At 58.4% G+C, this 24,848-nt stretch carries 25 protein-coding genes; 5 read left to right on the forward strand and 20 right to left on the reverse strand.

Annotated features, from left to right (window positions below):
- Nucleotides 1-8: 8 nt before the first annotated feature.
- The 12 genes from tolA to ACA073_RS20370 all read right to left on the reverse strand — a co-directional run bounded on the left by tolA (nucleotide 9) and on the right by ACA073_RS20370 (nucleotide 9,490).
- Entirely contained in the window at nucleotides 9-1,088 is a 1,080-nt protein-coding gene (tolA, locus tag ACA073_RS20315; protein WP_497399004.1) for a cell envelope integrity protein TolA, read from the reverse strand.
- On the reverse strand, nucleotides 1,088-1,540 hold the full coding sequence (tolR, locus tag ACA073_RS20320; RefSeq protein WP_497404166.1) for a protein TolR: 453 nt from the start codon (nucleotides 1,538-1,540) through the stop codon (nucleotides 1,088-1,090). The genes tolA and tolR overlap by 1 nt, the downstream gene beginning before the upstream one ends.
- Nucleotides 1,541-1,563: 23 nt before the next feature.
- Nucleotides 1,564-2,259, reverse strand: a complete 696-nt coding sequence (gene tolQ, locus ACA073_RS20325; RefSeq protein WP_095078554.1) for a protein TolQ — start codon at nucleotides 2,257-2,259, stop codon at nucleotides 1,564-1,566.
- Complete coding sequence (gene ybgC / locus ACA073_RS20330; protein WP_054044992.1) at nucleotides 2,249-2,716, reverse strand: tol-pal system-associated acyl-CoA thioesterase; 468 nt, start codon at nucleotides 2,714-2,716, stop codon at nucleotides 2,249-2,251. Before ybgC ends, tolQ begins: the two co-directional genes overlap by 11 nt.
- 127 nt (nucleotides 2,717-2,843) lie before the next feature.
- Nucleotides 2,844-3,905 (reverse strand): Holliday junction branch migration DNA helicase RuvB, encoded by a 1,062-nt coding sequence (gene ruvB / locus ACA073_RS20335; RefSeq protein WP_497399007.1) that lies wholly within the window; start codon nucleotides 3,903-3,905, stop codon nucleotides 2,844-2,846.
- Complete coding sequence (gene ruvA / locus ACA073_RS20340; protein ID WP_497399009.1) at nucleotides 3,906-4,523, reverse strand: Holliday junction branch migration protein RuvA; 618 nt, start codon at nucleotides 4,521-4,523, stop codon at nucleotides 3,906-3,908. It abuts the gene before it with no gap.
- Nucleotides 4,524-4,638: 115 nt separating this feature from the next.
- Complete coding sequence (gene ruvC / locus ACA073_RS20345; RefSeq protein ID WP_461953516.1) at nucleotides 4,639-5,163, reverse strand: crossover junction endodeoxyribonuclease RuvC; 525 nt, start codon at nucleotides 5,161-5,163, stop codon at nucleotides 4,639-4,641.
- A 161-nt stretch (nucleotides 5,164-5,324) separates the two neighbouring features.
- On the reverse strand, nucleotides 5,325-6,068 hold the full coding sequence (locus ACA073_RS20350) for a YebC/PmpR family DNA-binding transcriptional regulator (RefSeq protein ID WP_497399011.1): 744 nt from the start codon (nucleotides 6,066-6,068) through the stop codon (nucleotides 5,325-5,327).
- Nucleotides 6,069-6,188: 120 nt separating this feature from the next.
- Nucleotides 6,189-7,964: an aspartate--tRNA ligase gene (gene aspS, locus ACA073_RS20355; protein ID WP_497399013.1), complete on the reverse strand. Its 1,776-nt coding sequence runs from the start codon at nucleotides 7,962-7,964 to the stop codon at nucleotides 6,189-6,191.
- Nucleotides 7,965-8,064: 100 nt separating this feature from the next.
- Nucleotides 8,065-8,286: an FmdB family zinc ribbon protein gene (locus ACA073_RS20360; RefSeq protein WP_010457489.1), complete on the reverse strand. Its 222-nt coding sequence runs from the start codon at nucleotides 8,284-8,286 to the stop codon at nucleotides 8,065-8,067.
- Between the two features lie 138 nt (nucleotides 8,287-8,424).
- Nucleotides 8,425-8,763: a ribbon-helix-helix domain-containing protein gene (locus ACA073_RS20365; protein ID WP_461953513.1), complete on the reverse strand. Its 339-nt coding sequence runs from the start codon at nucleotides 8,761-8,763 to the stop codon at nucleotides 8,425-8,427.
- Nucleotides 8,764-9,022: 259 nt separating this feature from the next.
- Entirely contained in the window at nucleotides 9,023-9,490 is a 468-nt protein-coding gene (locus ACA073_RS20370) for a Dps family protein (RefSeq protein ID WP_497399015.1), read from the reverse strand.
- 308 nt (nucleotides 9,491-9,798) lie between these two features.
- Between ACA073_RS20370 and ACA073_RS20375 the strand changes: the two genes are divergently transcribed.
- Nucleotides 9,799-10,401 carry a cold-shock protein gene (locus ACA073_RS20375; protein WP_497399017.1) on the forward strand — a complete coding sequence of 201 codons (603 nt, stop codon included), beginning with the start codon at nucleotides 9,799-9,801 and terminating at the stop codon, nucleotides 10,399-10,401.
- Nucleotides 10,402-10,487: 86 nt separating this feature from the next.
- Here ACA073_RS20375 and ACA073_RS20380 read toward each other — a convergent pair whose 3' ends face one another.
- Together ACA073_RS20380 and ACA073_RS20385 are read right to left on the reverse strand one after the other, a co-directional pair.
- Nucleotides 10,488-10,694 carry a SlyX family protein gene (locus ACA073_RS20380; protein WP_008029236.1) on the reverse strand — a complete coding sequence of 69 codons (207 nt, stop codon included), beginning with the start codon at nucleotides 10,692-10,694 and terminating at the stop codon, nucleotides 10,488-10,490.
- Between the two features lie 3 nt (nucleotides 10,695-10,697).
- Nucleotides 10,698-11,123 carry an HIT domain-containing protein gene (locus ACA073_RS20385; RefSeq protein WP_497399019.1) on the reverse strand — a complete coding sequence of 142 codons (426 nt, stop codon included), beginning with the start codon at nucleotides 11,121-11,123 and terminating at the stop codon, nucleotides 10,698-10,700.
- A 910-nt stretch (nucleotides 11,124-12,033) separates the two neighbouring features.
- Between ACA073_RS20385 and ACA073_RS20390 the strand changes: the two genes are divergently transcribed.
- Nucleotides 12,034-13,380 (forward strand): OprD family porin, encoded by a 1,347-nt coding sequence (locus ACA073_RS20390; protein ID WP_497399021.1) that lies wholly within the window; start codon nucleotides 12,034-12,036, stop codon nucleotides 13,378-13,380.
- 132 nt (nucleotides 13,381-13,512) lie between these two features.
- Here the strand turns inward: ACA073_RS20390 and ACA073_RS20395 are convergent, their stop codons facing one another.
- Both ACA073_RS20395 and ACA073_RS20400 read right to left on the reverse strand, forming a co-directional pair.
- The gene (locus ACA073_RS20395; RefSeq protein ID WP_497399023.1) at nucleotides 13,513-14,355 is read right to left on the reverse strand and encodes a mechanosensitive ion channel family protein; all 843 of its coding nucleotides are present in this window, start codon (nucleotides 14,353-14,355) and stop codon (nucleotides 13,513-13,515) included.
- Between the two features lie 188 nt (nucleotides 14,356-14,543).
- Nucleotides 14,544-15,029 (reverse strand): YajQ family cyclic di-GMP-binding protein, encoded by a 486-nt coding sequence (locus ACA073_RS20400; protein WP_007906601.1) that lies wholly within the window; start codon nucleotides 15,027-15,029, stop codon nucleotides 14,544-14,546.
- Nucleotides 15,030-15,169: 140 nt separating this feature from the next.
- Here ACA073_RS20400 and ACA073_RS20405 point away from each other — a divergent pair, with 140 nt between their 5' ends.
- From ACA073_RS20405 to ACA073_RS20415, 3 genes are read left to right on the forward strand one after another with little or no spacing between them, the layout of a single operon-like run.
- The gene (locus ACA073_RS20405; RefSeq protein WP_497399025.1) at nucleotides 15,170-16,087 is read left to right on the forward strand and encodes a putative 2-dehydropantoate 2-reductase; all 918 of its coding nucleotides are present in this window, start codon (nucleotides 15,170-15,172) and stop codon (nucleotides 16,085-16,087) included.
- Nucleotides 16,088-16,132: 45 nt separating this feature from the next.
- Nucleotides 16,133-18,169, forward strand: a complete 2,037-nt coding sequence (locus tag ACA073_RS20410; protein ID WP_497399027.1) for a sensor histidine kinase — start codon at nucleotides 16,133-16,135, stop codon at nucleotides 18,167-18,169.
- Nucleotides 18,170-18,171: 2 nt separating this feature from the next.
- Complete coding sequence (locus ACA073_RS20415; protein ID WP_497399029.1) at nucleotides 18,172-18,753, forward strand: cob(I)yrinic acid a,c-diamide adenosyltransferase; 582 nt, start codon at nucleotides 18,172-18,174, stop codon at nucleotides 18,751-18,753.
- Between the two features lie 117 nt (nucleotides 18,754-18,870).
- On the opposite strand, the gene ACA073_RS20420 is transcribed toward ACA073_RS20415, so the two are convergent.
- From ACA073_RS20420 to secA, 4 genes are all read right to left on the reverse strand, one after another.
- Nucleotides 18,871-19,815 (reverse strand): Nudix family hydrolase, encoded by a 945-nt coding sequence (locus ACA073_RS20420; protein ID WP_497399031.1) that lies wholly within the window; start codon nucleotides 19,813-19,815, stop codon nucleotides 18,871-18,873.
- The gene (locus ACA073_RS20425) at nucleotides 19,812-20,444 is read right to left on the reverse strand and encodes a glutathione S-transferase family protein (protein ID WP_497399033.1); all 633 of its coding nucleotides are present in this window, start codon (nucleotides 20,442-20,444) and stop codon (nucleotides 19,812-19,814) included. Before ACA073_RS20425 ends, ACA073_RS20420 begins: the two co-directional genes overlap by 4 nt.
- 138 nt (nucleotides 20,445-20,582) lie before the next feature.
- On the reverse strand, nucleotides 20,583-21,800 hold the full coding sequence (gene argJ / locus ACA073_RS20430) for a bifunctional glutamate N-acetyltransferase/amino-acid acetyltransferase ArgJ (protein WP_497399035.1): 1,218 nt from the start codon (nucleotides 21,798-21,800) through the stop codon (nucleotides 20,583-20,585).
- Nucleotides 21,801-21,922: 122 nt separating this feature from the next.
- Complete coding sequence (gene secA / locus ACA073_RS20435; RefSeq protein WP_497399037.1) at nucleotides 21,923-24,658, reverse strand: preprotein translocase subunit SecA; 2,736 nt, start codon at nucleotides 24,656-24,658, stop codon at nucleotides 21,923-21,925.
- Nucleotides 24,659-24,848: the final 190 nt, after the last annotated feature.

Genomic DNA, 24,848 nt, shown 5'->3' on the forward strand with positions numbered 1-24,848 from the left:
AAGGTTTCTCACAAGGCTAGATCCTCAGGTGTGAATGTCATCTTGAATGAACGATACGGGGCGAAATCGCCCGGCTTCATTCCCTGCATTTCTGTCAAACGTCCAATATTCTTCACCGCCGCTACAGCCGAAGCGTCAAACGGACCGTCGCCACTGGACCTGGACACGCTGACCGAAGTCACCGTACCGTCCGGCAACATGCCGATTTGCAACACGACCGTCATGCCTTTGCGTGCCGAAGGTGGACGAGCCCAGCCTTCCGCTGCACGCGCACGAATCAGGTCATCGAAACTGCCGGCGACTTCGTCACCCTGCTCATCCGCCAAGGCCTGCTGACGCTGCGGCGTGTCGGAAAGCAAATCTGCCAGGGCCTGAGCCTTTTTCTCTTCGGCGGATTTACGTGCCGCTTCCTGCGATTTCTTCTTCGCAGCATCGGCAGCAGCTTTCTTCTTCGCGTCTTCGGCGACTTTCTTCTTCGCCTCTTCAGCTTCAGATTTCTTCTTGGCGTCTTCCGCGGCTTTCTTCTTCGCGTCTTCGACGATCTTTTTCTTGGCTTCTTCAGCGGCCGCTTTCTTGGCCTCTTCTTCAGCCGCTTTCTTGGCTTCTTCTTCAGACTTCTTCTTGGCTATATCAGCCAATTGTTTCTCTTCAGCCTTTTTGGCTTCGGCGGTCTTCTTCGCTTCATCGGCTTTCTTGGCTTCATCAGCCTTTTTAGCCTCTTCCGCTTTCTTCGTCTCGTCGGCCTTCTTGGATTCTTCGGCTTTTTGAGCCGCGTCTTCCTTCTTTTGTTCCGCAGCCTTGATCGCTTCCTGCTCGATCAACTTCTGTTCCATCTGTTCGACTTCGGTCTGGCGCGCGGCGGATTTCTTCGCCTCACCCGCAATCTTCTGATTGGTCTGGGTGGTCGCCTGACTTTTCGATTTCAGCTGGTACAGGGTTGCCTGGACAATCGGCCTGGCCGGCGGCAGCTCCGGTGTGAAGGCAAAACTGACGAACAGCATGCCAAACACCAGCACGTGCAAGACAATTGCCCAGACACTAGGCCAGAAGTAGCTTTCCGAGGCTGTTGGCTCTCGCTGTTGCTGCATCAGGGCGCCTCGGTAATCAGGCCAACGTTACCGACGCCGGCTTTCTGCAACCCGCCCATGGCGCCCATGACGGAACCGTAATCAACGGTCTTGTCGCCGCGGATGAACACTTGGGTACGCTTGCCGCCTTCAGTACCGGCGCGAACGATCTTGGTCACGGCGTCAGTCATCTGCGGCAAGGTCATTGCCTTGTCCTGCTGCTTTTGTGTGTCGACTTCGCTGCCAAGGTTCCAGTAGTAGGTCTTGTCAGCCTTGATCGAAATGGTCAGGACCTGGGTGTTGTTGTCCTGCGGCAAGGCTTCGCTGGAAACCTTGGGCAGATCAACTTTCACGCCCTGATTGAGCATCGGCGCGGTCACCATGAAGATCACCAGCAGTACCAGCATCACGTCGATGTAAGGCACCACGTTCATCTCGGCGACCGGCTTGCGCTTTTTGCGAGCTCGAGCGATTAAAGCCATTGGAAATTACCTGCTTATTCTTCGCTGGTGTGCACTTTGCGGTGCAGGATCGCCTGGAATTCATCGGCGAAGGTGTAGTAACGACTGGTCAGCGTTTCGCTGCGAGCGGCAAAACGGTTGTAAGCGATAACGGCCGGGATGGCGGCGAACAGACCGATCGCGGTAGCAATCAGTGCCTCGGCGATACCTGGAGCCACAGTGGCCAGGGTCGCTTGCTGGGCAGTTGCCAGACCACGGAAGGAGTTCATGATGCCCCAGACCGTACCGAACAGACCGATGTACGGGCTGACGGAACCGACGGTGGCGAGGAATGGCAGGCTCTGCTCGAGCTTTTCTTCTTCGCGGGAAATGGCGACGCGCATGGCGCGGGCCACGCCTTCCATGACCGCTTCCGGGTCAACGCCTGGCTGCTGGCGCAGACGGGAGAATTCCTTGAAGCCGGCGCGGAAGATCTGCTCGACGCCCGAATCCGGATCAGGGTTGCTGCCGGCCTGACGGTAGAGTTTGGACAGATCGATACCCGACCAGAAGCGCTCTTCAAAGCTCTCCAGGGCACGTCGACCGGCGCGCAGCAAGTTGCTGCGCTGAAAGATCATGATCCATGAGGTCACCGATGCGGCTACCAGGATCAGCATTACCAGTTGCACCACGATACTGGCATTGCTGACCAGGCTCCACATGGAGGAATGGTCGACGACGTTAGCTTCCACGCTTTATCTCCTGCTTTGAGTGTGTACCCGCGCCGCTCACGTCGGCAAAGGCCGCACGTAGAGCTTCGGGAATGGCCCGGGGTTTCAAACTGTTAGTGCGCACACAGGCCACCAGAAACTGCCCTTCGCAGAGCAGCGCATTATCCGTGGCTCGCCTGACCTGCTGTTTGAAGCGCAGGCTGACACGGTTCAATTCGATTACTTCAGCGCTTACCAGCAGTTCGTCGTCCAGTCGCGCCGGCGCGTGATAACGCGCTTCGCTGGAATGCACGACAAACAACAGGTCCTCTCCTGCCAGCTGGGATTGGGCAAAGCCCAGCTCCCGGAGCCGCTCGGTTCGAGCCCGTTCCATAAACTTGAGGTAATTAACGTAATACACGATGCCGCCCGCATCGGTGTCCTCGTAATAAACGCGACAACGATGTGCGAACGGCTCAAGCCCGTTTTGCGCGCGCATACTCTAGTGCTTACTCCTCAGGTTGCCAATCCGGCCAGGCAACTGTTTTTCATTGATTCACGGCTTTCCGGCAAAACCACGGTCCTAGGACAGCACAATGCCCGAAAATTCTGCCCGCAAATGTTAATTAATCGTCCACGGCATCGAGGAACTCGTCTACCACGGGCATTTCGCCCAATCGTGACGGAATATTTAAACCGAAGTGCAGATAGGCGTGACGAGTGACAACACGCCCGCGCGGTGTGCGCATGATGTAGCCCTGCTGGATCAGGTACGGTTCCAGCACGTCTTCGATGGTGTGGCGCTCTTCGCTGATCGCGGCGGCCAGGCTGTCCACGCCGACCGGCCCGCCGTCGAACTTCTCGATCATGGTCAGCAGCAGACGTCGATCCTGATGGTCGAAACCACGCTCGTCGACATCCAGCAGATTCAACGCGAGATCGGCAATCGGTTTGGTGATGTGGCCCTGGGCACGAACTTCGGCGAAATCGCGCACCCGGCGCAGCAGTCGGTTGGCGATCCGTGGGGTGCCACGGGCACGGCGGGCAATTTCGAAAGCGCCTTCCGGATCCAGCGGCAAGCCGAGGATGGTCGCCGAACGGCTGACAATCGTTGCCAGATCAGCGGTGCTATAGAACTCAAGACGCTGGACGATCCCGAAACGGTCGCGCAACGGATTGGTCAGCATGCCGGCGCGAGTCGTCGCCCCCACCAGCGTGAAGGGCGGCAAATCCAGTTTGATCGAACGCGCGGCCGGCCCTTCACCAATCATGATGTCGAGCTGGAAATCTTCCATGGCCGGGTACAGCACTTCTTCGACAATCGGCGACAGCCGATGAATTTCGTCGATGAACAGCACGTCGTGCGGCTCGAGGTTGGTCAGCAGCGCAGCCAGGTCACCGGGACGCTCAAGGACCGGGCCGGAGGTGCTTTTGATCGACACGCCCATTTCCTGGGCGATGATGTTGGCCAGGGTGGTTTTACCCAGGCCCGGCGGGCCGAAGATCAGCGTGTGGTCCAGGGATTCGTTACGCCCACGGGCCGCCTGGATGAACAACTCCATTTGCTCGCGAACGGTCGGCTGACCAATGTATTCGGCCAGACTGACAGGACGAATCGCCCGGTCCTGGACTTCCTCGCGGTCGCGCGGGCCAGGCGTGGCGGTTATCAGACGATCAGCTTCAATCACTTAGATCATTCCCTTCAGGGCACGACGAATCATGTCTTCACTGCTCAAACCTTTCTCCTTGATCGCGGAAATCGCCTTGGTGGCTTCCTGCGGTTTGTAGCCCAGGGAGATCAGCGCGCTGACCGCGTCGTTTTCGGCGGTAGCGACCGGATGCGGCGCATCTGGCCCACCCGGCTGGTTTGGCACCAGGGCAAACATCGCCGGCGCGGTTTCCCAGGCCTTGAAGCGATCCTTGAGTTCCACCAGCAAACGCTCGGCCGTCTTCTTGCCCACGCCCGGCACCTTGGTCAGCGCCGAGGTGTCCTGGGATTGCACGCAACGTACCAGCTCATCGACTTCCAGACTCGACATCAGGGCCAGCGCCAGTTTCGGCCCCACACCATTGAGACGAATCAATTCGCGAAAAAAGTCTCGCTCACGCTTGCTGGCGAAGCCATAGAGTAACTGCGCGTCTTCGCGTACGACCAAATGGGTGTGCAGCGTCAGCGGTTCACCGACCGACGGCAACCGATACAGCGTGGTCATGGGCACTTCAAGTTCATACCCCAGACCGTTTACATCCAGAATCAGGTGCGGCGGCTGTTTCTCAGCCAGTGTGCCGCGCAAGCGTCCAATCACGTTTCAGATCCTTGAGCGTTGGCCAGCGCGGTGCTGGCGACTGACAGAACAAGGGTTTTGCGCCGACAACACAGGCGCAAAACCCTCATTCCGTAAAAAATGACTGCTGATGCTATCAGAGACGCAGGCGCCCGCCACGACTGCGTGCCGTGCCCAAGCCATGTGGCAGCAGGCTGGAACGGGTGTGGGCATGGCATATGGCAATCGCCAGGGCATCCGAGGCATCGATTTGCGGCTTGCTGGTCAGTTTCAGCATGTGCATGACCATCATCTGCACCTGCTCTTTATTGGCGGCGCCGGTCCCGGTCACGGCCTGCTTGACCTGGGTGGCGGTGTATTCAGCGATTTCCAGATTTTCCTCGGCGCCGGCAACGATTGCCGCACCGCGGGCCTGGCCGAGTTTCAACGCGGAGTCGGCGTTGCGAGCCATGAAGACTTTTTCGATGCCCATGGTGACCGGGCCGTAGGTCTGGATGACTTCCCGCACGCTGCGATAGACGATTTGCAAACGCTCATGCAGTTCGCCGGAACCGGTGCGAATGCAGCCCGACGCCACGTACACGCAGCCACGCCCGGTATCGCGTACCACGCCATAACCGGTAATGCGCGAACCGGGGTCGATACCAAGAATTAAAGTCATAACGCCTGCGGTTAAGGTAAGAGCACCATTTTCAATACAGCGAATAACAAATGTGGGAGCTGGATTGCCTGCGATGGCGTAGGCACATCAAACAATGATGTAGCCTGACACGACGCCATCGCAGGCAAGCCAGCTCCCACATTAGATCTTAGTCGTGCCTGTCAAAGCTGTGCGGCCACCGCCTCGGGGATATCCGCGTTGGAATAGACGTTCTGCACGTCATCCAGGTCTTCAAGCATGTCGATCAGCTTGAGAACCTTCTCGGCACCTTCCAGATCCAGTTCGGCACTGGTGGTCGGCAGCATGACGATTTCCGCATCATCGCCTTTGAAACCGGCCGCTTCCAGTGCGTTACGCACGGAGTAGAAACCGGCGAACGAGGTGAACACGTCGATGGAGCCGTCTTCGTTGGTGACCACGTCATCGGCGTCGGCTTCCATGGCCGCTTCGATCAGGGCGTCTTCATCAACGCCCGGCGCGAAGGAAATCTGCCCCTTGCGCTCGAACAGATAGGCCACGGAACCGTCGGTACCCAGATTGCCGCCGCACTTGCTGAACGCATGGCGAACAGCCGCTGCGGTGCGGTTACGGTTGTCGGTCATGCACTCGACCATCACCGCCACACCACCCGGACCGTAACCTTCGTAGGTCAGCTCAACCATGTCGTCGGTGTCGGCAGCACCTGCGCCGCGGGCCACCGCGCGATCGATGATATCGCGGCTCATGTTCGCGCCCAGCGCCTTGTCCAGGGCCAGACGCAGACGCGGGTTGGAGCCCGGATCACTGCCGCCCTGACGGGCTGCAACGGTCAGTTCACGAATCCACTTGGTGAAAATCTTGCCCTTCTTGGCATCCTGACGTTCTTTGCGGTGCTTGATGTTCGCCCACTTGGAATGACCCGCCATAACTCGCTCCGAATTCTCTTTGAAACGTTGCCCGCTGTGCACGATGCGACAGCCAGCAATACAAAAATCTTGACCTAAAGAAAAAGCGCATCCCAAAAGGATGCGCCTTTGCGGTCAGCCTTACTCTGCCTTTGGCGTTTCGCGCAGACGAATGTGCAGTTCGCGCAATGCCTTGGCATCTACAACGCCCGGCGCCTGAGTCATGACGCACGCCGCGCTCTGGGTTTTCGGGAAGGCAATTACTTCACGGATCGACTGGGCACCGGTCATCAGCATCACCAGACGGTCCAGACCGAAGGCCAGGCCACCGTGCGGTGGCGCGCCGTATTTCAGGGCGTCGAGCAGGAAGCCGAACTTCTCTTCCTGTTCAGCTTCGCTGATGCCCAGCAGACGGAATACCGACTGTTGCATTTCCTTGCGGTGGATACGGATCGAACCGCCACCCAGCTCGGTGCCGTTCAGGACCATGTCGTAGGCACGGGACAGAGCTGTCGCCGGGTTGGCTTCCAGTTCTTCCGGGGTGCATTTCGGTGCGGTGAACGGGTGGTGCAAGGCGGTGAAGCTGCCGTCGTCGTTCTCTTCGAACATCGGGAAGTCGACAACCCACATCGGCGCCCACTTGCAGGTCAGCAGGTCCAGATCGTTACCGACCTTGATCCGCAGCGCGCCCAGGGCTTCGCTGACGATCTTGGCCTTGTCGGCACCGAAGAACACGATGTCGCCGTCAACCGCGCCTACGCGATCAAGGATCACATTGAGGTTGGCTTCCGGGATATTTTTGACAATAGGCGATTGCAGCCCCTCGACGCCCTTCGCGCGCTCGTTGACCTTGATGTACGCCAGGCCCTTGGCACCATAGATGCTGACGAACTTGGTGTAGTCGTCGATCTGCTTGCGCGGCATGCTCGCCGCGCCAGGAACGCGCAGGGCGGCGATACGGCATTTCGGATCGTTGGCAGGACCGCTGAAGACCTTGAAGTCGACTTCTTTCAGCTGGTCGGCAACGTCCACCAGTTCCAGCGGGTTGCGCAAGTCTGGCTTGTCGGAACCGTAGCGACGCATGGCCTCGTCCCAGGTCATGTGCGGGAACTCACCAAACTCCAGATCCAGCACTTCCTTGAACAGGTTGCGGATCATGCCTTCGGTCAGGCCCATGATGTCTTTTTCATCGAGGAAGCTGGTTTCGATGTCGATCTGGGTGAATTCAGGCTGACGGTCGGCACGCAGGTCTTCGTCGCGGAAGCACTTGGCGATCTGGTAGTAACGGTCGAAGCCGGCCACCATCAGCAGTTGCTTGAACAGCTGCGGCGATTGCGGCAACGCGAAGAAGGAACCGGCGTGAGTACGGCTCGGCACCAGGTAGTCGCGAGCACCTTCAGGGGTGGCGCGGGTCAGGATCGGCGTCTCGACGTCGAGGAAGCCGTTCTCGTCCAGGTAGCGACGGATGCTGGTGGTCATGCGCGAACGCAGACGCAATTTTTCGAGCATTTCCGGGCGACGCAGGTCGATGAAGCGATAGCGCAGGCGGGTTTCTTCGCCGACGTCAGAGAACTCGTTGAGCGGGAACGGTGGGGTTTCCGCTTCGTTCAGGACTTCCAGCTCATAGCCCAGCACTTCGATCATGCCCGACGCCATGTTGGCGTTGCCGGCACCGGCCGGACGCAGACGGACCTTGCCGGTCACTTTCACCACGTATTCGCTGCGCACGCGGTCGGCGGCGGCGAAGGTTTCAGCGCGATCCGGGTCGAACACCACCTGGGCCAGACCGTCACGATCACGGATATCGAGGAAAATCACCCCACCGTGGTCACGGCGACGGTGAACCCATCCGCAAAGGGTAATTTCCTGGCCTTCCAGGCTTTCGTTCAGTTGGCCGCAATAATGGCTGCGCATCATGGTAGTGGTTTCACTTCTCGTAATTCGAAATTCGGTTGGAGGCCTTGCACTCGGAATGATGCAAGAGCTCGCACGTGTCGTTCAACTCAGGTTCCAGACCCTAGTCGGCTTTGTCGCCGCCGGCCAGGTTCTTCTTGGAACCGGTCTTGAAATCGGTTTCGTACCAGCCGGTGCCGCTGAGGCGGAAGCCCGGCATGGACAGCATCTTTTTAAGCTCTGGCGCCTGGCAGGCAGGGCAGTCGACCAGCGGTGCTGCGCTGATCTTTTGAATGGCTTCCAACTGATGACCACAGGAAGCACATTGATAGTCGTACATCGGCATGGGGGTTGTCTCGGCGATCAGATTGCTACCGCACACGCTGGGTTTTGCGGCAAAGAGCGGGATTATATCCATTAAATGCAGCCTGTGCAGCCGTAAGACTGCACAGACCGACACTCGACGCTTTCCGCTGCCACGGGGCTACGCCATGACGCCGCAACGCTCCTCCTTCAGGCTGTGCACAACGCAGACAACCCGCACCAGCCCGCTGAAATTCTTCACCCCGCCGTGCCGCAGATGCACTTCGCGATCCACGTGGGACAGCAGGGCACTGACCGAGCAGCAATTGATCCTGGCCATTTCCCCCAAAATATCCCAATAAACCTGCTCAAGCCGCAAACAGGTGGCAAAGCCATTCAAACGTATCGACCGGGATAATGGCCGAGCCAGGCCCATGTCGAATTCACTGACAAACGGATCGATCCTTACATCCTTGAACGGACCCACCCTCCCCTCGTTTAACCTGCTTTCATAAACCATCCGTTGACACTCCTTTGCCATCCCTGGTTTCTATAAGAGCCGTGTTGCGGGTCTTATAAAAGCGCAGGCGCAAAGTTATATCCAGATGACTTTATGACCATCAACGTAGGATAAGCCAACAACTGAAGGCAGATCATGGAGACCGTCCTAGTCAGGACAATGTCTTACGCAAACGGGTGAAAATTCACTCAACGGAAAGGCTCCGAACGACAGAGCGCGAACAACGCCTGACAGCGTCATCCGCGCACTGAAAACACTATCAGTCCAGCAACGAACGCAACATCCACGCGGTTTTCTCGTGAACCTGCATGCGCTGGGTCAGCAAATCCGCCGTTGGCTCGTCGCTGACTTTGTCGAGCAAGGGAAAGATCCCGCGCGCAGTCCGTGTGACGGCTTCCTGCCCTTCGACAAGTTGCTTGATCATGTCCTCTGCACTGGGCACACCCGCTTCTTCCTTGATGGAAGAAAGGCGCGCATAAATCGAATAGGCGCCCGGAGCAGGAAAGCCAAGCGCACGAATTCGTTCGGCAATCAAATCGACCGCCAGGGCCAACTCGTTATATTGCTCCTCGAACATCAGGTGCAGGGTCCGAAACATGGGACCGGTGACATTCCAGTGGAAGTTATGGGTTTTCAAATAAAGTACATAAGTGTCCGACAGCAGACGTGAAAGTCCGTCGACGATGGACTTGCGGTCCTCTTCACTGATACCGATATCGATTGCCATGTGTTTCCCCTAAAGGTGATGAATTTCATCCGACAGGTGCAGGACCACTCTAGCAAGGCTGTCGCGCAACCGCAGTCCGGATTGCCCCCGCGACCTGCGACAAATCGCCCCCGATGCACCGCTGGACTCCCTGATTTGAGTAGCTGCAAGCTTTGCTGTTAAATAGACAGTGTGTCGCTGGTGCCTATTTTTTCGGGCGCTGCGCATAGGCTGATACCGGGTGCGTGCCCAACGCCTCTTATAGTTCTGAAGCGAACCGCACCCCATCAGCTCTTCCTTGTGATCCGTCTTAACGTGAGTTAATCAAAATGTTGAAAATCGTCCACCTGCTAATGGGCGCAGCAGCCCTGCTGCTGTCCTTCATCCCTAGCCTGCGATCCGAAGCTGTTCCTTACCTGCAACAACCCGATGCGCTGTACCTGGCCTTTTTCGGCCTGCTCAACCTCACCCTCGCACCTGTCATTCCCTACTGGAACAAAGGTCCGCGTCATCAACTGCAAAACCTGGTCAGCGCCCTGCTGGTTCTGACTGTTGTTCTGCAAATGCTGACGCTGCTCGCGCCGATGCCTGTCATCGCCGGTCAACCTGCCGTTCTGTTCAGCCTGGTGGCTGCCCTGATCGCCGTTCTTCTGCACCTGGCCATCAGCTTCTACAAATCTTCACCGGCCACCGCCTCGCCAAGCTATGACATGAGCAACCGCGATACCGGCACCGTCAAGTGGTTCAACACCTCCAAAGGCTTCGGCTTTATTTCCCGTGATTCCGGCGACGATATTTTCGTGCATTTCCGGGCCATTCGTGGCGAAGGCCATCGCGTTCTGGTCGAAGGCCAGCGCGTGGAATTCTCCGTCATGAATCGTGACAAGGGCCTGCAAGCCGAAGACGTGATCGCCGCGCTGCCGCGACGCTGATTCAACGCTAAAAAAACCGCGAGCAGCCTGGCTGTTCGCGGTTTTTTATTGCCTTTTTTTAAACAAAAAGCCTTGAAATACAAAACTCAGTAATGCGGCGGTGGCGCTTCTTCTTCAAAGGTTTCGAACTGACCGGCCATTTCCTCCTGCCGCTTGAGCAGGGCGGCCATTTGCAGTTGCAGACGCTCCACTGCGCGCTGCTGCGTCGCCAGCACATCACTCAACGCCTGGATGGTGTCATCCTGAAACGCCAGCTGGCTCTCCAGATCGGTAACGCGTTCTTCCAGGCTCATGATTCAACCCTCCAGAAACGTGAAATCTTCGGTCAATACCAGACGCAGCCGCTCGCGAATGAGCGCGATCTGCTCCGCCGTGTACGGTTTGGCCGGGTGCTTGCCCCATACCGGCGCGGGCCAGGCGGCGTCCTCGCGTTTGCGCACAATCACGTGCATGTGCAACTGACTGACAACGTTCCCCAGGGCCGCGACATTCAACTTGTCCGCGTCGAACGAATCCTTGAGCATTTCCGCCAGCGCGGTCGTTTCCTGCCACAGCTGCCGCTGGTCGGCGACATCCAGCTGAAATATCTCACTGATATCGTCGCGACGAGGTACCAGGATGAACCACGGGTAGTTCGAATCATTGGACAACAGCAACCGGCTGAGCGGGAAATCCCCGATCGGTAACGTGTCTTGTTGAAGTCGTGGATCTAAAGCGAACACTGCGCGCACTCCCGGCTATTCATCATTTTCAGCTTAGCGCCCATCCCGAGAGACGGCGCACCAAGCGACAGGACGGCAGCATACCTGCGAACGTCGCCGGCTTCACGACGAACCGCCGCCAAGGCTCACCATCCCCGACAAACCATAATGCAGGCGCTCCGTGATGAGACATTTTTCGCCAGAGCGCACCAATACAGAACGGCAAACCCCGTAAAAAATACTGAATGACCGATAAACCGAGGTCTGTTCACGTTCCACGACAGGCCCTGCTGTATGAATTCAGTACAGCGATTAAGATTTTTTGCACCAAAACCGCACAGTACGTCTACGCTGAGTGCGTCGGGCATCCGCCAAGTACTCACTGACGGGGTGAACCGGTAACGTTTTGGGTTGTCGTGCAGTCGGCCAGGTAGGTGCAACACGATGCAAACCATGGCGTCAAGCCCCATTAAAAGGTGCTTGTAACCCCCGGTTTTATGCGATTTTTACGGAAACAGGCAGGCGTTCAGAAAAAAAACCTGCGAAAACCTGATTTGTGCACGCTTGTTGCATTCACACTCACATCGCCTTCGGAGCGTCCGCTGGAAGTGGAAGCCTCAAGGCAATAAAAACAGTGGCAAGGTTGCCCGATGGAGATTCAAACGTTTCACCAAGGACTCTTTTTACCGATGCTCAAGCCCTGGAAAACAGCGTTAAAGTTGTCCTTCCTATTGCATTGGGGCTGTAAATTTGCGACATCTACCAAGCCATTTGCGACAGGGTCGTAAAGAAGCTGAAAGGTTAGATGCGCAAGTATCGCCAACATGGTCGGCGTGATATAAGTTTGCGCCGACACAAAAAGAAAGAGCCGCCCAGATAATAAATCAGGTGGGACGGCAGTACTCTTCTAAAACCAAAGGAGCAAATCACGATGCGCGTGATGAAGTGGAGCATGATCGCACTGGCAGTTGCAGCAGCAGCCAGTACTCAAATGGCTACGGCCGCACCTTTCGTAAGTGACCAGTCTGAAGCCAAGGGTTTTGTTGAAGACAGCTCGTTGAACTTGCTGGTTCGCAACTACTACTTCAACCGTGACAACAAAGACGGCGCCCGCGACGTCAAAGACTGGACCCAAGGTATTTGGGGCACCTTCAACTCCGGTTACACCCAGGGTCTTGTTGGCGTCGGCGTTGATGCATTCGGTTACCTGGCCATCAAACTGGATGGCGGCGATGGCACTTCCGGTTCGGGTAACATGAGCCGTAGCGACACCGTCAACGCCAACGGTGGCCGCGACGTCAACGACAGCCAGGGTAAAGCCGGCGCAGCCGTTAAATTCCGCGTCTCCAAAACCGAGCTGAAATTCGGCGACATGTCGCCAAGCACTGCTCCAGTGTTTGCTGTTGGCGGTTCCCGTATCCTTCCTCAAGTTGCCAGCGGTTTCCAACTGCAGAGCAGCGAAGTCAAAGACCTTGACCTCGAAGCCGGCCACTTCTACTCGGGTTCCAGCCAGGACAAAAACGCCCGTGACGGCGACCTGTGGGCAAACTATGCTGGCGAGAAAGCCAACAGCATGGACTATTTCGGTGGCAAGTACGGCATTACCGATAACCTTTCCGCATCGCTGTATGGCGCCAAGCTGGAAGACATCTGGAACCAGTACTACGCCAACGTGAACCTCACCACTCCATTTGGTGGTGACACGTCGCTGAACACTGACTTCAACATCTATCGCACCACCGACACCGGTGACGCGAAAGCCGGTGACATCAGCAACACGGCCTACTCGCTGGCCACTGCTCTCTCGTTCCTGAAAGCACACACCATCACCCTGGCCTTCCAAAAGGTTAATGGCGATACCCCGTTCGACTACGTCGGTATCGGCAAGAACAACCGTGGCGGCGACTCGATCTTCCTCGCCAACTCCATCCAGTACTCTGACTTCAACGCCCCTGGTGAGAAGTCTGCCCAGGTTCGTTACGACCTGAAAATGGCTGAGTACGGCGTTCCAGGTCTGAGCTTCATGACCCGTTACGTGAAAGGTTGGGACATCGACGGCACCAACACCCCAGCAGGCAGCGCTTACGCTGGCCTGTACGGTGAAGATGGCAAGCACAACGAAACCAACTTCGAAGCCAAGTACGTTGTTCAGTCTGGCCCGGCAAAAGATCTGTCCGTCCGCTTCCGTCAAGCTTGGCACTTTGCTAACGCCGACGAAGGTGAAGGCGACGTGAAAGAGTTCCGTGTGATCGTCGACTACCCGCTGTCGATTTTGTAATCGCATCCAGCTAGTTTGCGGTAACAAACAAAAAGGCCCATCTTCGGATGGGCCTTTTTTTGTTGGCTTCTGCATTACGTCTTGAAGAACATGTCTGACTGAAAGGTCAGACATTAATTGAAAAACCGATCATTACACCGTTGCCGATTCCTGAACCACTCGAATAACTCGCTGTGGAAACGGAATATCGATACCCGCTGCTTTCAAACGATCACGGGCTTGTTCGTTAAACATGAACATCACATTCCAGTAGTCAGCGGTCTTGACCCAGACCCGTAGCGAAACAGTGATCGAGCTTTCGCCCAGCATAGAAATGACCGCTTCCGGTGCCGGTTCATTCAACACCCGCTCATCCCTGGCCAGTTCCAGCAATACTTCACGGGCCTGTTGCAGATCCGCGTGGCAATCCACGCCTACATCAAACACTACTTTGCGTGTCGACTGGCGGTTGGTATTGGTGATGATGCCGTTCGACAAATTGCCGTTAGGGACGATGATGGTTTTGTTATCGCCCGTACGCAGCACGGTATGGAAGATCTGAATGCTGTCGACCGTACCGGCGACACCCTGAGCTTCAATCCAGTCACCAATACGGAACGGACGGAACAGCAGAATCAACACGCCACCGGCGAAGTTCGCCAGGCTGCCCTGCAAGGCCAGACCAATGGCCAGACCCGCCGCACCGATCGCCGCGACGAAGGAAGTCGTTTCCACGCCGATCATCGAGGCCACGCTGACGATCAGCAAAACCTTGAGAATAATGTTTGCCAGGCTACTGATGAACCCTTGCAGCGCCAGGTCGGCGTTACGCAGCGCGATCAGACCGCCCAGTTTCTGCGTCACTTTATTGATCAGCCACCAACCGATGGCCAGTGTGATGATCGCCAGCAGCACACGACTGCCGTATTCCATGATCATCGGAATCCAGGCTTGGGACGCCTTTACCAGGTTGTCCACTTCAGCATTCAAGTCCATCTACGTTCTCCTGATTTCCCGGCTACCCGGCCGCGAAAAAATTATGCGGCAGAAAAAACCCACCGGATTGAGCACAATCGAGGTGGGAGCGGGCTTGCTCGCGAAGGCGGTGTGTCATTCAACATTAAGGGTGACTGATACACCGCTTTCGCGAGCAAGCCCGCTCCCACAGGGTCCAGCGCGAACAATCAGTCGCGGAAGTTGTTGAACTGCAGCGGCATGTCGAACGTCTTGGCGCGCAGGGCCGCGATGGCTTCCTGCAAATCGTCCCGCTTCTTGCCGGTGATGCGCACTTGCTCGCCCTGAATGGCCGCCTGAACCTTCAACTTGGCGTCCTTGACGTGAGCGACGATTTTCTTCGCCAGCTCTTTGTCGATGCCTTCCTTGAGGACGGCTTCCTGCTTCATCAGCTTGCCCGACGCGTAGGCGTCCTTGACTTCAAGGCACTGCACGTCGATTTTGCGCTTGACCAGCGCCAGCTTGAGGATCTCAATCATCGCTTCGAGCTGGAAATCGGCTTCAGCGGTCAGGTTGACGGTCAGGTCCTTTTCCTTGAACTCGAAGGTGCCTTTGCCTTTCAGGTCATAACGACGATCGAGTTCCTTGACGGCGTTCTCGACCGCGTTGGTGACTTCGTGTTTGTCCAGTTCGGATACCACGTCGAACGACGGCATGTAATCTCTCCAATAAAGGGCGCGCTCGATCAAGATGGAGCACGCCTGGCTTGCGGTTAAAATCCGCGCTGATTATAACGGGTCTTTCCCATCATTCACTGCGAGCCTCCGATGAGCGCCTTAAACAGAGCAAAAAGCTGATGTCCACGACCTGGCATGTTTTGGGCGCCGGCAGCCTCGGCACCTTATGGGCCACGCGTCTGGCGCGGGCCGGGGTGCCGGTCAGGCTGATTGTGCGGGATGCGGCGCGTTTACAGTCTTATCAGTCGGCGGGCGGTCTGACGCTGGTGGAGCATGGCGAAGCAAAAACCTGGGACATACCCGGCGAGACGGCCGACAGCGACGAGCCGATCAATCGCCTGCTGGTAGCCTGCAAAGCCTACGATGCCGAGCAGGCCGTGGCCCGACTGGCACCGCGACTGGCACCTGGCGCCGAGCTGATCCTGTTGCAGAACGGTCTCGGCAGTCAGGACGCCGTCGCCGCGCAGATTCCGCAGGCGCGCTGCATTTTTGCGTCGAGCACCGAAGGCGCGTTTCGCGATGGCGACTGGCGCGTAGTGTTCGCCGGTCACGGTTACACCTGGCTGGGGGATGCCGGACATCCCGTGGCGCCGATCTTGCTGGATGACGTGAGTGCCGCTGGCATCCCCCACGAATGGAGCACCGACATTCTCACAAGGCTGTGGCGCAAACTGGCGCTCAACTGTGCGATCAATCCGCTGACGGTGCTGCACGATTGCCGCAACGGCGGCTTGCAGGATCATCAGTGCGAAGTCGCCACCCTCTGCGGTGAATTGATCGAGTTGCTTGAACGCTGCGGCCAGCCGGCAGCGGCCGAGGACCTCCAGCAGGAAGTCGAGCGGGTGATTCACGCCACAGCAGCCAATTTCTCCTCGATGTATCAGGACGTCGCGAATCGGCGCCGAACCGAAATCAGCTACCTGTTGGGCTACGTCTGCAAAATTGCCTCGCGACATCAGCTGAACCTTCCGCACCTCAACCAGTTGCAACAGCGGCTGATCACCCATCTGCACAGCCTTGGATTGCCCAGCGACTGAGCAGCGGCTACGCTGGCCACTTGTTCCTTTTCAGCGATAAAACTGATGCCATTGCGCCAGCGCCTTGAAAACCTTCCGGTCGGCCAGAAACTGCTGGCCGCCCTGCTGGTGCTGTTGACCACCGTTTTGCTGGTCGCCAACCTGACCTTCATCAGCGCCGCGTACTACATTTCCCAGGAAAGCATGGCGCCCCAGGCCTTGCAGACCATCGGCCGGCTGGTGTCCAACCCGAGCCTGGTGTCCGAAGCACTGGCATCGCCCCAAAGTGCGCAACGCCTGCTCGATGAACTCAACAGCTACTCGCCGCTACGTGCCGCCGCCCTTTATAACGGCAAGGGTGAACGGCTGGCACAGTTGCAACATGGCGATCATCTGAACTTGCCGGAGCGCTTCCGCCACATCGAATCCTGGCAAGCCACCGAATTTCGCAGCAATCAGCTGATCACCCTGCCCCGCCCCGGCACTGCGCCCGGCCACTTGTTACTGGTCGCCAGCAGCGAGTTGCCCATGGCTTTCTACACCGGGACTTTGACCGCCAGCCTCGGCATCCTGATCTTCAGTGTGCTGTTGTGGCTGGTGATCGCCCGGCAGATCAAACGCCTGATTACCCGGCCGATCCATCAGCTGGAAGAGCTGTCCCGGCAAGTGACCCGGGAAGAGAACTACGCCCTGCGCGCCTCCCGCGGCAACCACGACGAAATCGGCAGTCTGGCCGAAGCCTTCAACACCATGCTCTCGCGGATCGAGGCGCGGGAGCAGCAACTCAAACGCGCGCGTGACGATTCCCAGGCCGCTTACGATCAGGCCCAGGGCCTGGCCGAAGAAACCCGTCACACCAACCGCAAACTGGAACTCGAAGTCCAGGTGCGCAGCAAGATCGAGAAGAAACTCACCGGGTTCCAGAATTACCTCAACAGCATCATCGACTCCATGCCATCAGCGCTGATCGCCCTCGACGAGCAGCTCTACGTGACGCAATGGAATCAGGAAGCCAGCGCCCTCTCCGGCACGCGGCTGGACGAAGCGCTGAATCAGCCGATCTTCCTCGCCTTCGAACCGCTCAAGCCGTTTCTGCCGCAGCTCAAACTAACCGTCGAGCAACACACCGTGGCGAAGATCGAGCGCGTGACCTGGTTCAAAGACGATGAGCCCAGGCATTACGCCCTGACGTTTTACCCGTTGATGGGCGGCGCCGGGCGTGGCGTGGTCATCCGGATCGACGACATTACCCAGCGCCTGTCCCTGGAAGAAATGATGGTGCAGTCGGAAAAAATGCTCTCGGTCGGTGGCCTCGCCGCCGGCATGGCCCACGAGATCAACAACCCGCTGGGCGCGATCCTGCACAACGTGCAGAACATTCGCCGACGCCTGTCCCCCGAGCTGCCGAAAAACCTCGAACAGGCCGAACAGATCGGCATCGAGCTGGACACGGTCAACGAGTACCTGAAAGCGCGTGAAGTGCCGCAGTTACTCGACGGCATCCAGCAGGCCGGTGCCCGGGCGGCGAAGATCGTGACCCACATGCTCAGTTTCAGCCGCCGCAGCACCCGACAAATGGCCCCGTGCGATCTGCCGGCGCTGATCGATCAGGCCGTGGAAATCGCCGGCAACGATTTCGACCTGGCGATCGGCTTCGACTTCAAGGGCCAGGCGATCATTCGCCAGTTCGATCCGGCGCTGGGCCCGGTGCCCGGCACCGCCAACGAACTCGAACAAGTGCTGCTCAACCTGCTGAAAAACGCCGCGCAAGCCATTCACCAGCGCGAAGACGACCGTGAGCCGGGGCGAATCATTCTTCGCACGAAGCTGAATCCACCGTGGGCGGAAATCCAGGTCGAGGACAACGGCATCGGCATGAGCGAGAGCGTGCGCAAACGCACCTTCGAACCGTTTTTCACCACCAAGGAAATCGGTCAGGGCACCGGGCTTGGGCTGTCGGTCTCGTATTTCATCGTCACCAATAACCACAAAGGTCAGATGGAAGTGCAATCAACCCTGGGCCAGGGCACCTGTTTCACTTTGCGTCTGCCGTTGGCGAGCAGCCCGCTCGTCTCTCAAGAACTCAATCAGCTATCGAGGTAACCATGGGCTTTCGCTTGTCGAAGATTTACACCCGAACCGGCGACAAAGGCGAAACCGGGCTGGGCGACGGCCGCCGCGTGACCAAGGACCATCCCCGGATCGAGGCCATTGGTGAAGTCGATACGCTGAACAGTCAGGTCGGTGTGCTGTTGGCCGGGCTGGCGGCGGAAAGTGGTGAGTATCCGGGTTTGAACGAAGTGATCGAGGTGTTGGCACCTTGTCAGCATAGGCTGTTCGATCTGGGCGGAGAGCTGGCGATGCCGGTGTATCAGGCGCTGAACGCGGCAGAAATTGAACGCCTGGAAGCGGCGATCGACGTGTGGAATGAAGAACTGGGGCCGCTGGAGAACTTCATTCTGCCGGGAGGTTCCGCGCTGATTGCCCAGGCTCATGTGTGCAGAAGTCTGGCGCGCGGTGCCGAGCGGCGGTGTCAGCAGTTGAATGCGATTGAGCCGTTGGCCGGGGTTGGGTTGGCGTATATCAATCGGTTGTCGGATGTGTTGTTTGTGGTGGCGCGGTTGATTGCCAAACGGCAGGGGATTGCGGAGATTTTGTGGCAGCCGGCGGTGAAGCCTCAGGATTGATCGGCGCCTGTCAGGACGCCTTCGCGAGCAAGCCCGCTCCCACAGTGGATTTGTGTACGCCACAATCCCTGTGGGAGCGGGCTTGCTCGCGAAGGGGCCAGCAGCCTCACAGCAGAATCAAGCCTCAGGCCAAAACGCCCGAATCCCCGCCACACCTTGGGCGCCTGCCGCCCAAGCTTTATCAACCTGTGTCGGCCCAACGCCACCCAGCAAAAACACCGGTTTGCTGAACCCCTCGATCAACGCCGAAGCCTGCTCCCAACCCAACGGCTGAGCCCCCGGGTGCGTCAAGGTCGGCTGCACGGGCGACAAGGTCACAAAATCCACGCCCATCTGCTCCGCCAGCGCCAGTTCTTCAGCGTTATGGCAGGACGCCGCCAACCAGCGCGACGCCGGTAGCGGACGGCCGGCAGCTGCGTATTTGCGCAGTTGTGCCGAGGTGATGTGCCAACCGGCCGACGGGAAATCGCCCAGCCACTCGAACGGCCCCTTGATCATCAACTGCGCCTTGCCGGCACACAGCCCCGCCGCATCCACCGCCAGATCGCGGTATTTCGGATCGTAGCCGTTGGGTGCCCGCAGCTGGATCAGCTTGATACCGCCCGCGATGGCTTTCTGAATTCCACGCAGCAGGGCCGGGGTTTCCAGGTCTTCGGGGGTAATCAGGTACTGCGCAGGCAACCGTGCGGCTGCAACAATCGGCTGGTTGGCTGCCGGAAATTCATAGCTCGGCAGATCACGCGGCGCGACCCACTCCAAAGGCTGGCCTTCGGCACCGTGTGGTTCGCCGGTAAAGGCCGAGACTTCCCAGACATCCAGCAACACTTGCTTGTCCGGGTAGTCATGACGGACCTTGATCAATGGTCGTGCAGCGTTGACCACAATCCCCAACTCTTCGTGAAGCTCGCGAGCCAGCGCGGTTTCGACTGACTCATCGGCCTCGACCTTGCCACCGGGAAACTCCCACAGGCCGCCCTGATGCTGGGTATCGGCACGACGCGCGATCAGAATTTTGCCAGCGCTGTCACGGATAACAGCGGCAGCCACGTGTACTCGTTTCACTGCCCGATCTCCTCCAGACCTGCCTTTTGCCATGCCTTGAAGGCTGGCCATTGGTAGATCGTTTCGACGTAGGCCTCATCCACCGCCGGCAACTTCACCTGATAGGTGCGCAGGCGAACGGCAATTGGCGCGAAGAAGGCATCCGCCAGGGTCGCACCGCCAAACAGAAACGGACCGGTTTCGGTCGCGGTTTCTCGGCACTCGGCCCACAACGCCAGCATGCGTTCGATGTCCGCCTGGACGTCAGCCGGCGTCGGCGACAGCGGTGCGTCGCGACTCAGATCGAACGGCATGTTGCCACGCATGGCGAAGAACCCGGCGTGCATCTGCGCGCACGCCGAACGCGCCTGTGCGCGGGCGGCGACATCTTTGGGCCAGAGGCCGGCGTCAGGGAATTGTTCGGCCAGGTATTCGGCAATCGCCAGGGAATCGGCGATGGTGCCTTGTGTGGTTTTCAGCAGCGGGACTTTACCGGTCGGCGAATGCTTGAGCAGACGTTCACGGGTGTCCGGCTGGTTCAGCTTGATGAGCTCTTCGGTGTATGGAGCGCCGGCCAGATCGAGGGCCAGTGCGCCGCGCAGGGACCAGGAGGAAAGCAGTTTGTCGCCGATGATCAGGTGGAGGCTCATGTTCGGGACCTTTTGATTAGGGAAACAGCCCAGAATTTTTAGTGTCTGGTAGTCCGCCTTCGCGAGCAAGCCCGCTCCCACAGGGTTAGCGCAGGTCCTGTGGGAGCGGGCTTGCTCGCGAATGGCGGCGACTCGGTGTTAAGTACGGTACTCAGCGTTGATCTTCACGTATTCGTGGGACAGGTCGGTGGTCCAGATGGTTTCGCTGCAATCGCCGCGACCCAGTTCGATACGGATGGTGATCTCTTCCTGCTGCATCACCGCCGCGCCCTGGGCTTCGGTGTAGGTCGATGCGCGGGCGCCATGGCTGGCAATGCACACGTCGCCAAGGAATACGTCGATCTTGCTCACATCCAGGTTTGGCACGCCGGCACGGCCGACGGCGGCGAGGATGCGGCCCCAGTTCGGGTCGGACGCGAACAATGCAGTCTTGATCAACGGCGAGTGAGCCACGGTGTAACCGACGTCCAGGCATTCCTGGTGATTGCCGCCGCCGTTGACTTCAACGGTGACGAACTTGGTCGCGCCTTCGCCGTCGCGAACGATAGCCTGGGCCACGTCCATGCACACTTCGAATACGGCCTGCTTGAGCTTGGCGAACAATTCACCGCTCGCGGAGGTGATTTCCGGCAGCGCGGCCTGACCGGTGGCGATCAGCATGCAGCAGTCGTTGGTCGAGGTGTCGCCGTCGATGGTGATGCGGTTGAATGACTTGTTGGCGCCATCCAGCAACAGGTTTTGCAAAACATCGCGGGAGACTTTGGCGTCAGTAGCGATGTAGCCGAGCATGGTGGCCATGTTCGGACGGATCATGCCCGCGCCTTTGCTGATGCCGGTGACGGTGATGGTCACGCCTTCATGCTGGAACTGGCGGCTGGCGCCCTTCGGCAGCGTATCGGTGGTCATGATGCCGGTGGCGGCGGCTTCCCAGTTGTTGACCGACAGATCGTCGAGAGCGGCTTGCAGCGCGCCTTCGATCTTCTCGACCGGCAGCGGTTCGCCGATCACACCAGTGGAGTACGGCAGCACCAGGCTGGCGTCGACGCCGGTCAGTTCAGCCAGTTTCGCGCAGGTGCGTTCGGCGGCGGCCAGGCCAGGTTCGCCGGTGCCGGCGTTGGCATTGCCGGTGTTGGTCAGCAGGTAACGCACCGGACCTTGCACGCGCTGTTTGGCCAGAATCACCGGCGCGGCGCAAAAAGCGTTCAGGGTGAACACGCCCGCGACGGTGGAACCTTCGGCGCAGCGCATGACCACGACATCCTTGCGCCCGGGGCGCTTGATGCCGGCCGAGGCGATACCGAGTTCAAAACCGGCAACCGGGTGCAACGTTGGCAAAGGACCAAGACCAACAGCCATGAATGCGCTCCTTAATAAATGATGTCAGCACCGCTTTCAGGAAGAACGGTGGTGTAAATGGCAAAACGCCGCGACGGCTGATGCCGGTCGCGGCGCGGGTATTTCAGCGTATGAAACGGGCTTTACTGGATCTGCCCGTGGCAATGCTTGAATTTCTTGCCCGAACCGCAGTAGCACAGTTCGTTACGGCCCAGCTTCTGTTCGTTGCGTACCGGCGCTACGGCGAGGGCTACATCGACCTCTTCACCGAGCAGTTCCGGTTGCTCGAGACCAGGTGCTTCGTCGTGCTGGAACTGCATGCGTGCCGCCAGAGCTTCGGCTTCCTGGCGCAGGCGCTGCTCTTCTTCGATCGGGTCTTCGCGGCGAACCTGAACGTGCGACAGCACACGGATCGAGTCGCGCTTGATCGAATCCAGCAGCTCGGAGAACAGCGTGAACGACTCGCGCTTGTACTCTTGCTTCGGGTTCTTCTGGGCGTAGCCACGCAAGTGGATGCCGTGACGCAGGTGGTCCATGGTCGACAGGTGGTCTTTCCACAGGTCGTCCAGCACGCGCAGAACGATTTGCTTCTCGAAGGTGCGCAGCGCATCGGCGCCCGCCTGGTCTTCTTTCTCGTTGTACGCTGCAATCAGCTCCTGCATCAGCTTCTCGCGCAGGGTTTCTTCGTACAGGTGATCGTCTTCGTCGAGCCACTGCTGGATCGGCAGTGCCACACCGAAGTCGCTCTGCAACGCCGCTTCCAGACCGGCCACGTCCCACTGCTCAGGCAGCGACTGCGGTGGAATGTGTGCGCTGACGGTCGCGTTGAGTACGTCCTGACGGAAGTCGGCGATGGTTTCACCGATGTTGTCGGCGGCCAGCAACGTGTTACGCATGTGATAGATCACTTTACGCTGTTCGTTGTTGACGTCGTCGAACTCGAGCAGTTGCTTGCGGATGTCGAAGTTGCGACCTTCAACCTTGCGCTGGGCCTTCTCGATGGCGTTGGTCACCATGCGGTGCTCGATCGCTTCACCGGACTGCATGCCCAATGCTTTCATGAAGTTCTTCACCCGGTCAGAGGCGAAGATGCGCATCAGGCTGTCTTCCAGCGACAGGTAGAAACGGCTGGAACCGGCGTCACCCTGACGACCGGCACGACCACGCAGCTGGTTGTCGATACGGCGCGATTCGTGACGCTCGGACGCGATCACCTGCAAACCACCCGACTCGAGCACTTGCTGGTGGCGTTTCTGCCAGTCAGCCTTGATCTGGGCAATCTGCTCTGGCGTTGGATCTTCCAGGGACGCGACTTCCACTTCCCAGTTGCCGCCCAACAGGATGTCAGTACCACGACCGGCCATGTTGGTGGCGATGGTCAGTGCACCCGGGCGACCGGCCTGGGCAATGATCTCGGCTTCTTTTTCGTGGAACTTGGCGTTCAGAACCTTGTGCTCGATGCCTTCCTTCTGCAGCAGTGCAGACATGTGCTCGGAAGTTTCGATGGTTGCAGTACCCACCAGCACCGGACGGCCGTGAGTCATGCATTCCTTGATGTCGTTGATGATCGCCGCGTATTTCTCTTCGGCGGTCAGGAACACCAGGTCGTTGTAGTCTTTACGCGCCAACGGCTTGTTCGGCGGGATGACCATGACCTGCAGGCCGTAGATCTGGTGGAATTCGAACGCTTCGGTGTCCGCGGTACCGGTCATGCCGGACAGCTTGTTGTACAGACGGAAGTAGTTCTGGAACGTGGTCGACGCCAGTGTCTGGCTTTCGGCCTGGATGTTCAGGTTTTCCTTGGCTTCGATGGCCTGGTGCAGGCCTTCGGACAAACGGCGCCCCGGCATGGTACGACCGGTGTGTTCGTCGACCAGGACGACCTGACCGTCCTGCACGATGTATTCAACGTTGCGATTGAACAGCTTGTGCGCGCGCAGGCCGGCATAAACGTGGGTCAGCAGGCCCAGGTTGTGCGCCGAATACAGGCTCTCGCCTTCAGCCAGCAGGCCGACGCGGGTCAGCATGTCTTCGATGAACTGGTGACCGGCTTCGTTGAGTTCGACCTGACGGGTCTTCTCGTCGACGGTGTAATGGCCGGCCTTGGTGACTTCGCCCTCGACTTCTTCAACGTGCAATTCGAGCTGCGGGATCAGTTTGTTGATCTCGATGTACAGCTTCGAGCTGTCCTCGGCCTGACCGGAAATGATCAGCGGGGTACGCGCTTCGTCGATGAGGATGGAGTCGACTTCGTCGATCACGGCAAAGTTGAGTTCACGCTGGAATTTTTCTTCCATGCTGAACGCCATGTTGTCGCGCAGGTAGTCGAAACCGAATTCGTTGTTGGTGCCGTAGGTAATGTCGGCGGCGTAGGCCAGACGTTTCTCTTCCGGCGGCTGGAATGGCGTGACCACACCGACCGACATGCCGAGGAACTCGTAGAGCGGACGCATCCAGTTGGCGTCACGGCGGGCCAGGTAGTCGTTCACGGTGACAACGTGCACGCCTTTGCCGGACAGCGCGTTGAGGTAAACGCCCAGTGTAGCCACCAGGGTCTTGCCTTCACCGGTACGCATTTCCGCGATCATGCCTTCATGCAAGGTCATGCCGCCGATCAGCTGGACATCGAAGTGGCGCATACCCATGACGCGCTTGCCGGCTTCGCGGGCGACCGCAAAGGCTTCTGGCAGCAGCTTGTCGAGGGTTTCCCCTTTGGCGATGCGGGCCTTGAACTCATCTGTCTTGGCACGCAATTGATCGTCCGAAAGGGCCACCATTTGCTCTTCGAAGGCATTGACGAGTTGCACCGTCTTGAGCATGCGTTTGACTTCACGCTCGTTCTTGCTTCCAAAAAGTTTCTTTAACAAAGGCGCAAACATATCGGCAGGATCTTCCACACTAAAGGGATGGAGGGCGGCCCCGTGAGTCGCCCGTGCAGCCCTCATGGCCGCATGCGAACGAGCATTCTACCCGGAAACGATGGTGAGGAAAGTGGCGTTATTCCACGATGCATGCACTGCGTTGTAACGGGGCTCACTTAAAATAAGGGCTTTTTGCTGAACTTCAAGC

This window comes from Pseudomonas sp. LBUM1670, assembly GCF_059695695.1.

Coding starts and splice junctions, on each gene's coding strand:
- ACA073_RS20370 (WP_497399015.1), bottom strand. CDS start 9,490: ATGGCAATCGATATCGGTATCAGTGAAGAGGACCGCAAGTCCATCGTC.
- ACA073_RS20380 (WP_008029236.1), bottom strand. CDS start 10,694: ATGAGCCTGGAAGAACGCGTTACCGATCTGGAGAGCCAGCTGGCGTTT.
- ACA073_RS20405 (WP_497399025.1), top strand. CDS start 15,170: ATGTCCACGACCTGGCATGTTTTGGGCGCCGGCAGCCTCGGCACCTTA.
- argJ (WP_497399035.1), bottom strand. CDS start 21,800: ATGGCTGTTGGTCTTGGTCCTTTGCCAACGTTGCACCCGGTTGCCGGT.
- ruvC (WP_461953516.1), bottom strand. CDS start 5,163: ATGACTTTAATTCTTGGTATCGACCCCGGTTCGCGCATTACCGGTTAT.
- ybgC (WP_054044992.1), bottom strand. CDS start 2,716: ATGCGCGCGCAAAACGGGCTTGAGCCGTTCGCACATCGTTGTCGCGTT.
- ACA073_RS20350 (WP_497399011.1), bottom strand. CDS start 6,068: ATGGCGGGTCATTCCAAGTGGGCGAACATCAAGCACCGCAAAGAACGT.
- secA (WP_497399037.1), bottom strand. CDS start 24,658: ATGTTTGCGCCTTTGTTAAAGAAACTTTTTGGAAGCAAGAACGAGCGT.
- ACA073_RS20410 (WP_497399027.1), top strand. CDS start 16,133: ATGCCATTGCGCCAGCGCCTTGAAAACCTTCCGGTCGGCCAGAAACTG.
- ACA073_RS20375 (WP_497399017.1), top strand. CDS start 9,799: ATGTTGAAAATCGTCCACCTGCTAATGGGCGCAGCAGCCCTGCTGCTG.
- ACA073_RS20400 (WP_007906601.1), bottom strand. CDS start 15,029: ATGCCGTCGTTCGACGTGGTATCCGAACTGGACAAACACGAAGTCACC.
- tolA (WP_497399004.1), bottom strand. CDS start 1,088: ATGCAGCAACAGCGAGAGCCAACAGCCTCGGAAAGCTACTTCTGGCCT.
- ACA073_RS20390 (WP_497399021.1), top strand. CDS start 12,034: ATGCGCGTGATGAAGTGGAGCATGATCGCACTGGCAGTTGCAGCAGCA.
- ACA073_RS20415 (WP_497399029.1), top strand. CDS start 18,172: ATGGGCTTTCGCTTGTCGAAGATTTACACCCGAACCGGCGACAAAGGC.
- ACA073_RS20395 (WP_497399023.1), bottom strand. CDS start 14,355: ATGGACTTGAATGCTGAAGTGGACAACCTGGTAAAGGCGTCCCAAGCC.
- ACA073_RS20365 (WP_461953513.1), bottom strand. CDS start 8,763: ATGGTTTATGAAAGCAGGTTAAACGAGGGGAGGGTGGGTCCGTTCAAG.
- ACA073_RS20360 (WP_010457489.1), bottom strand. CDS start 8,286: ATGCCGATGTACGACTATCAATGTGCTTCCTGTGGTCATCAGTTGGAA.
- aspS (WP_497399013.1), bottom strand. CDS start 7,964: ATGATGCGCAGCCATTATTGCGGCCAACTGAACGAAAGCCTGGAAGGC.
- ACA073_RS20425 (WP_497399033.1), bottom strand. CDS start 20,444: ATGAGCCTCCACCTGATCATCGGCGACAAACTGCTTTCCTCCTGGTCC.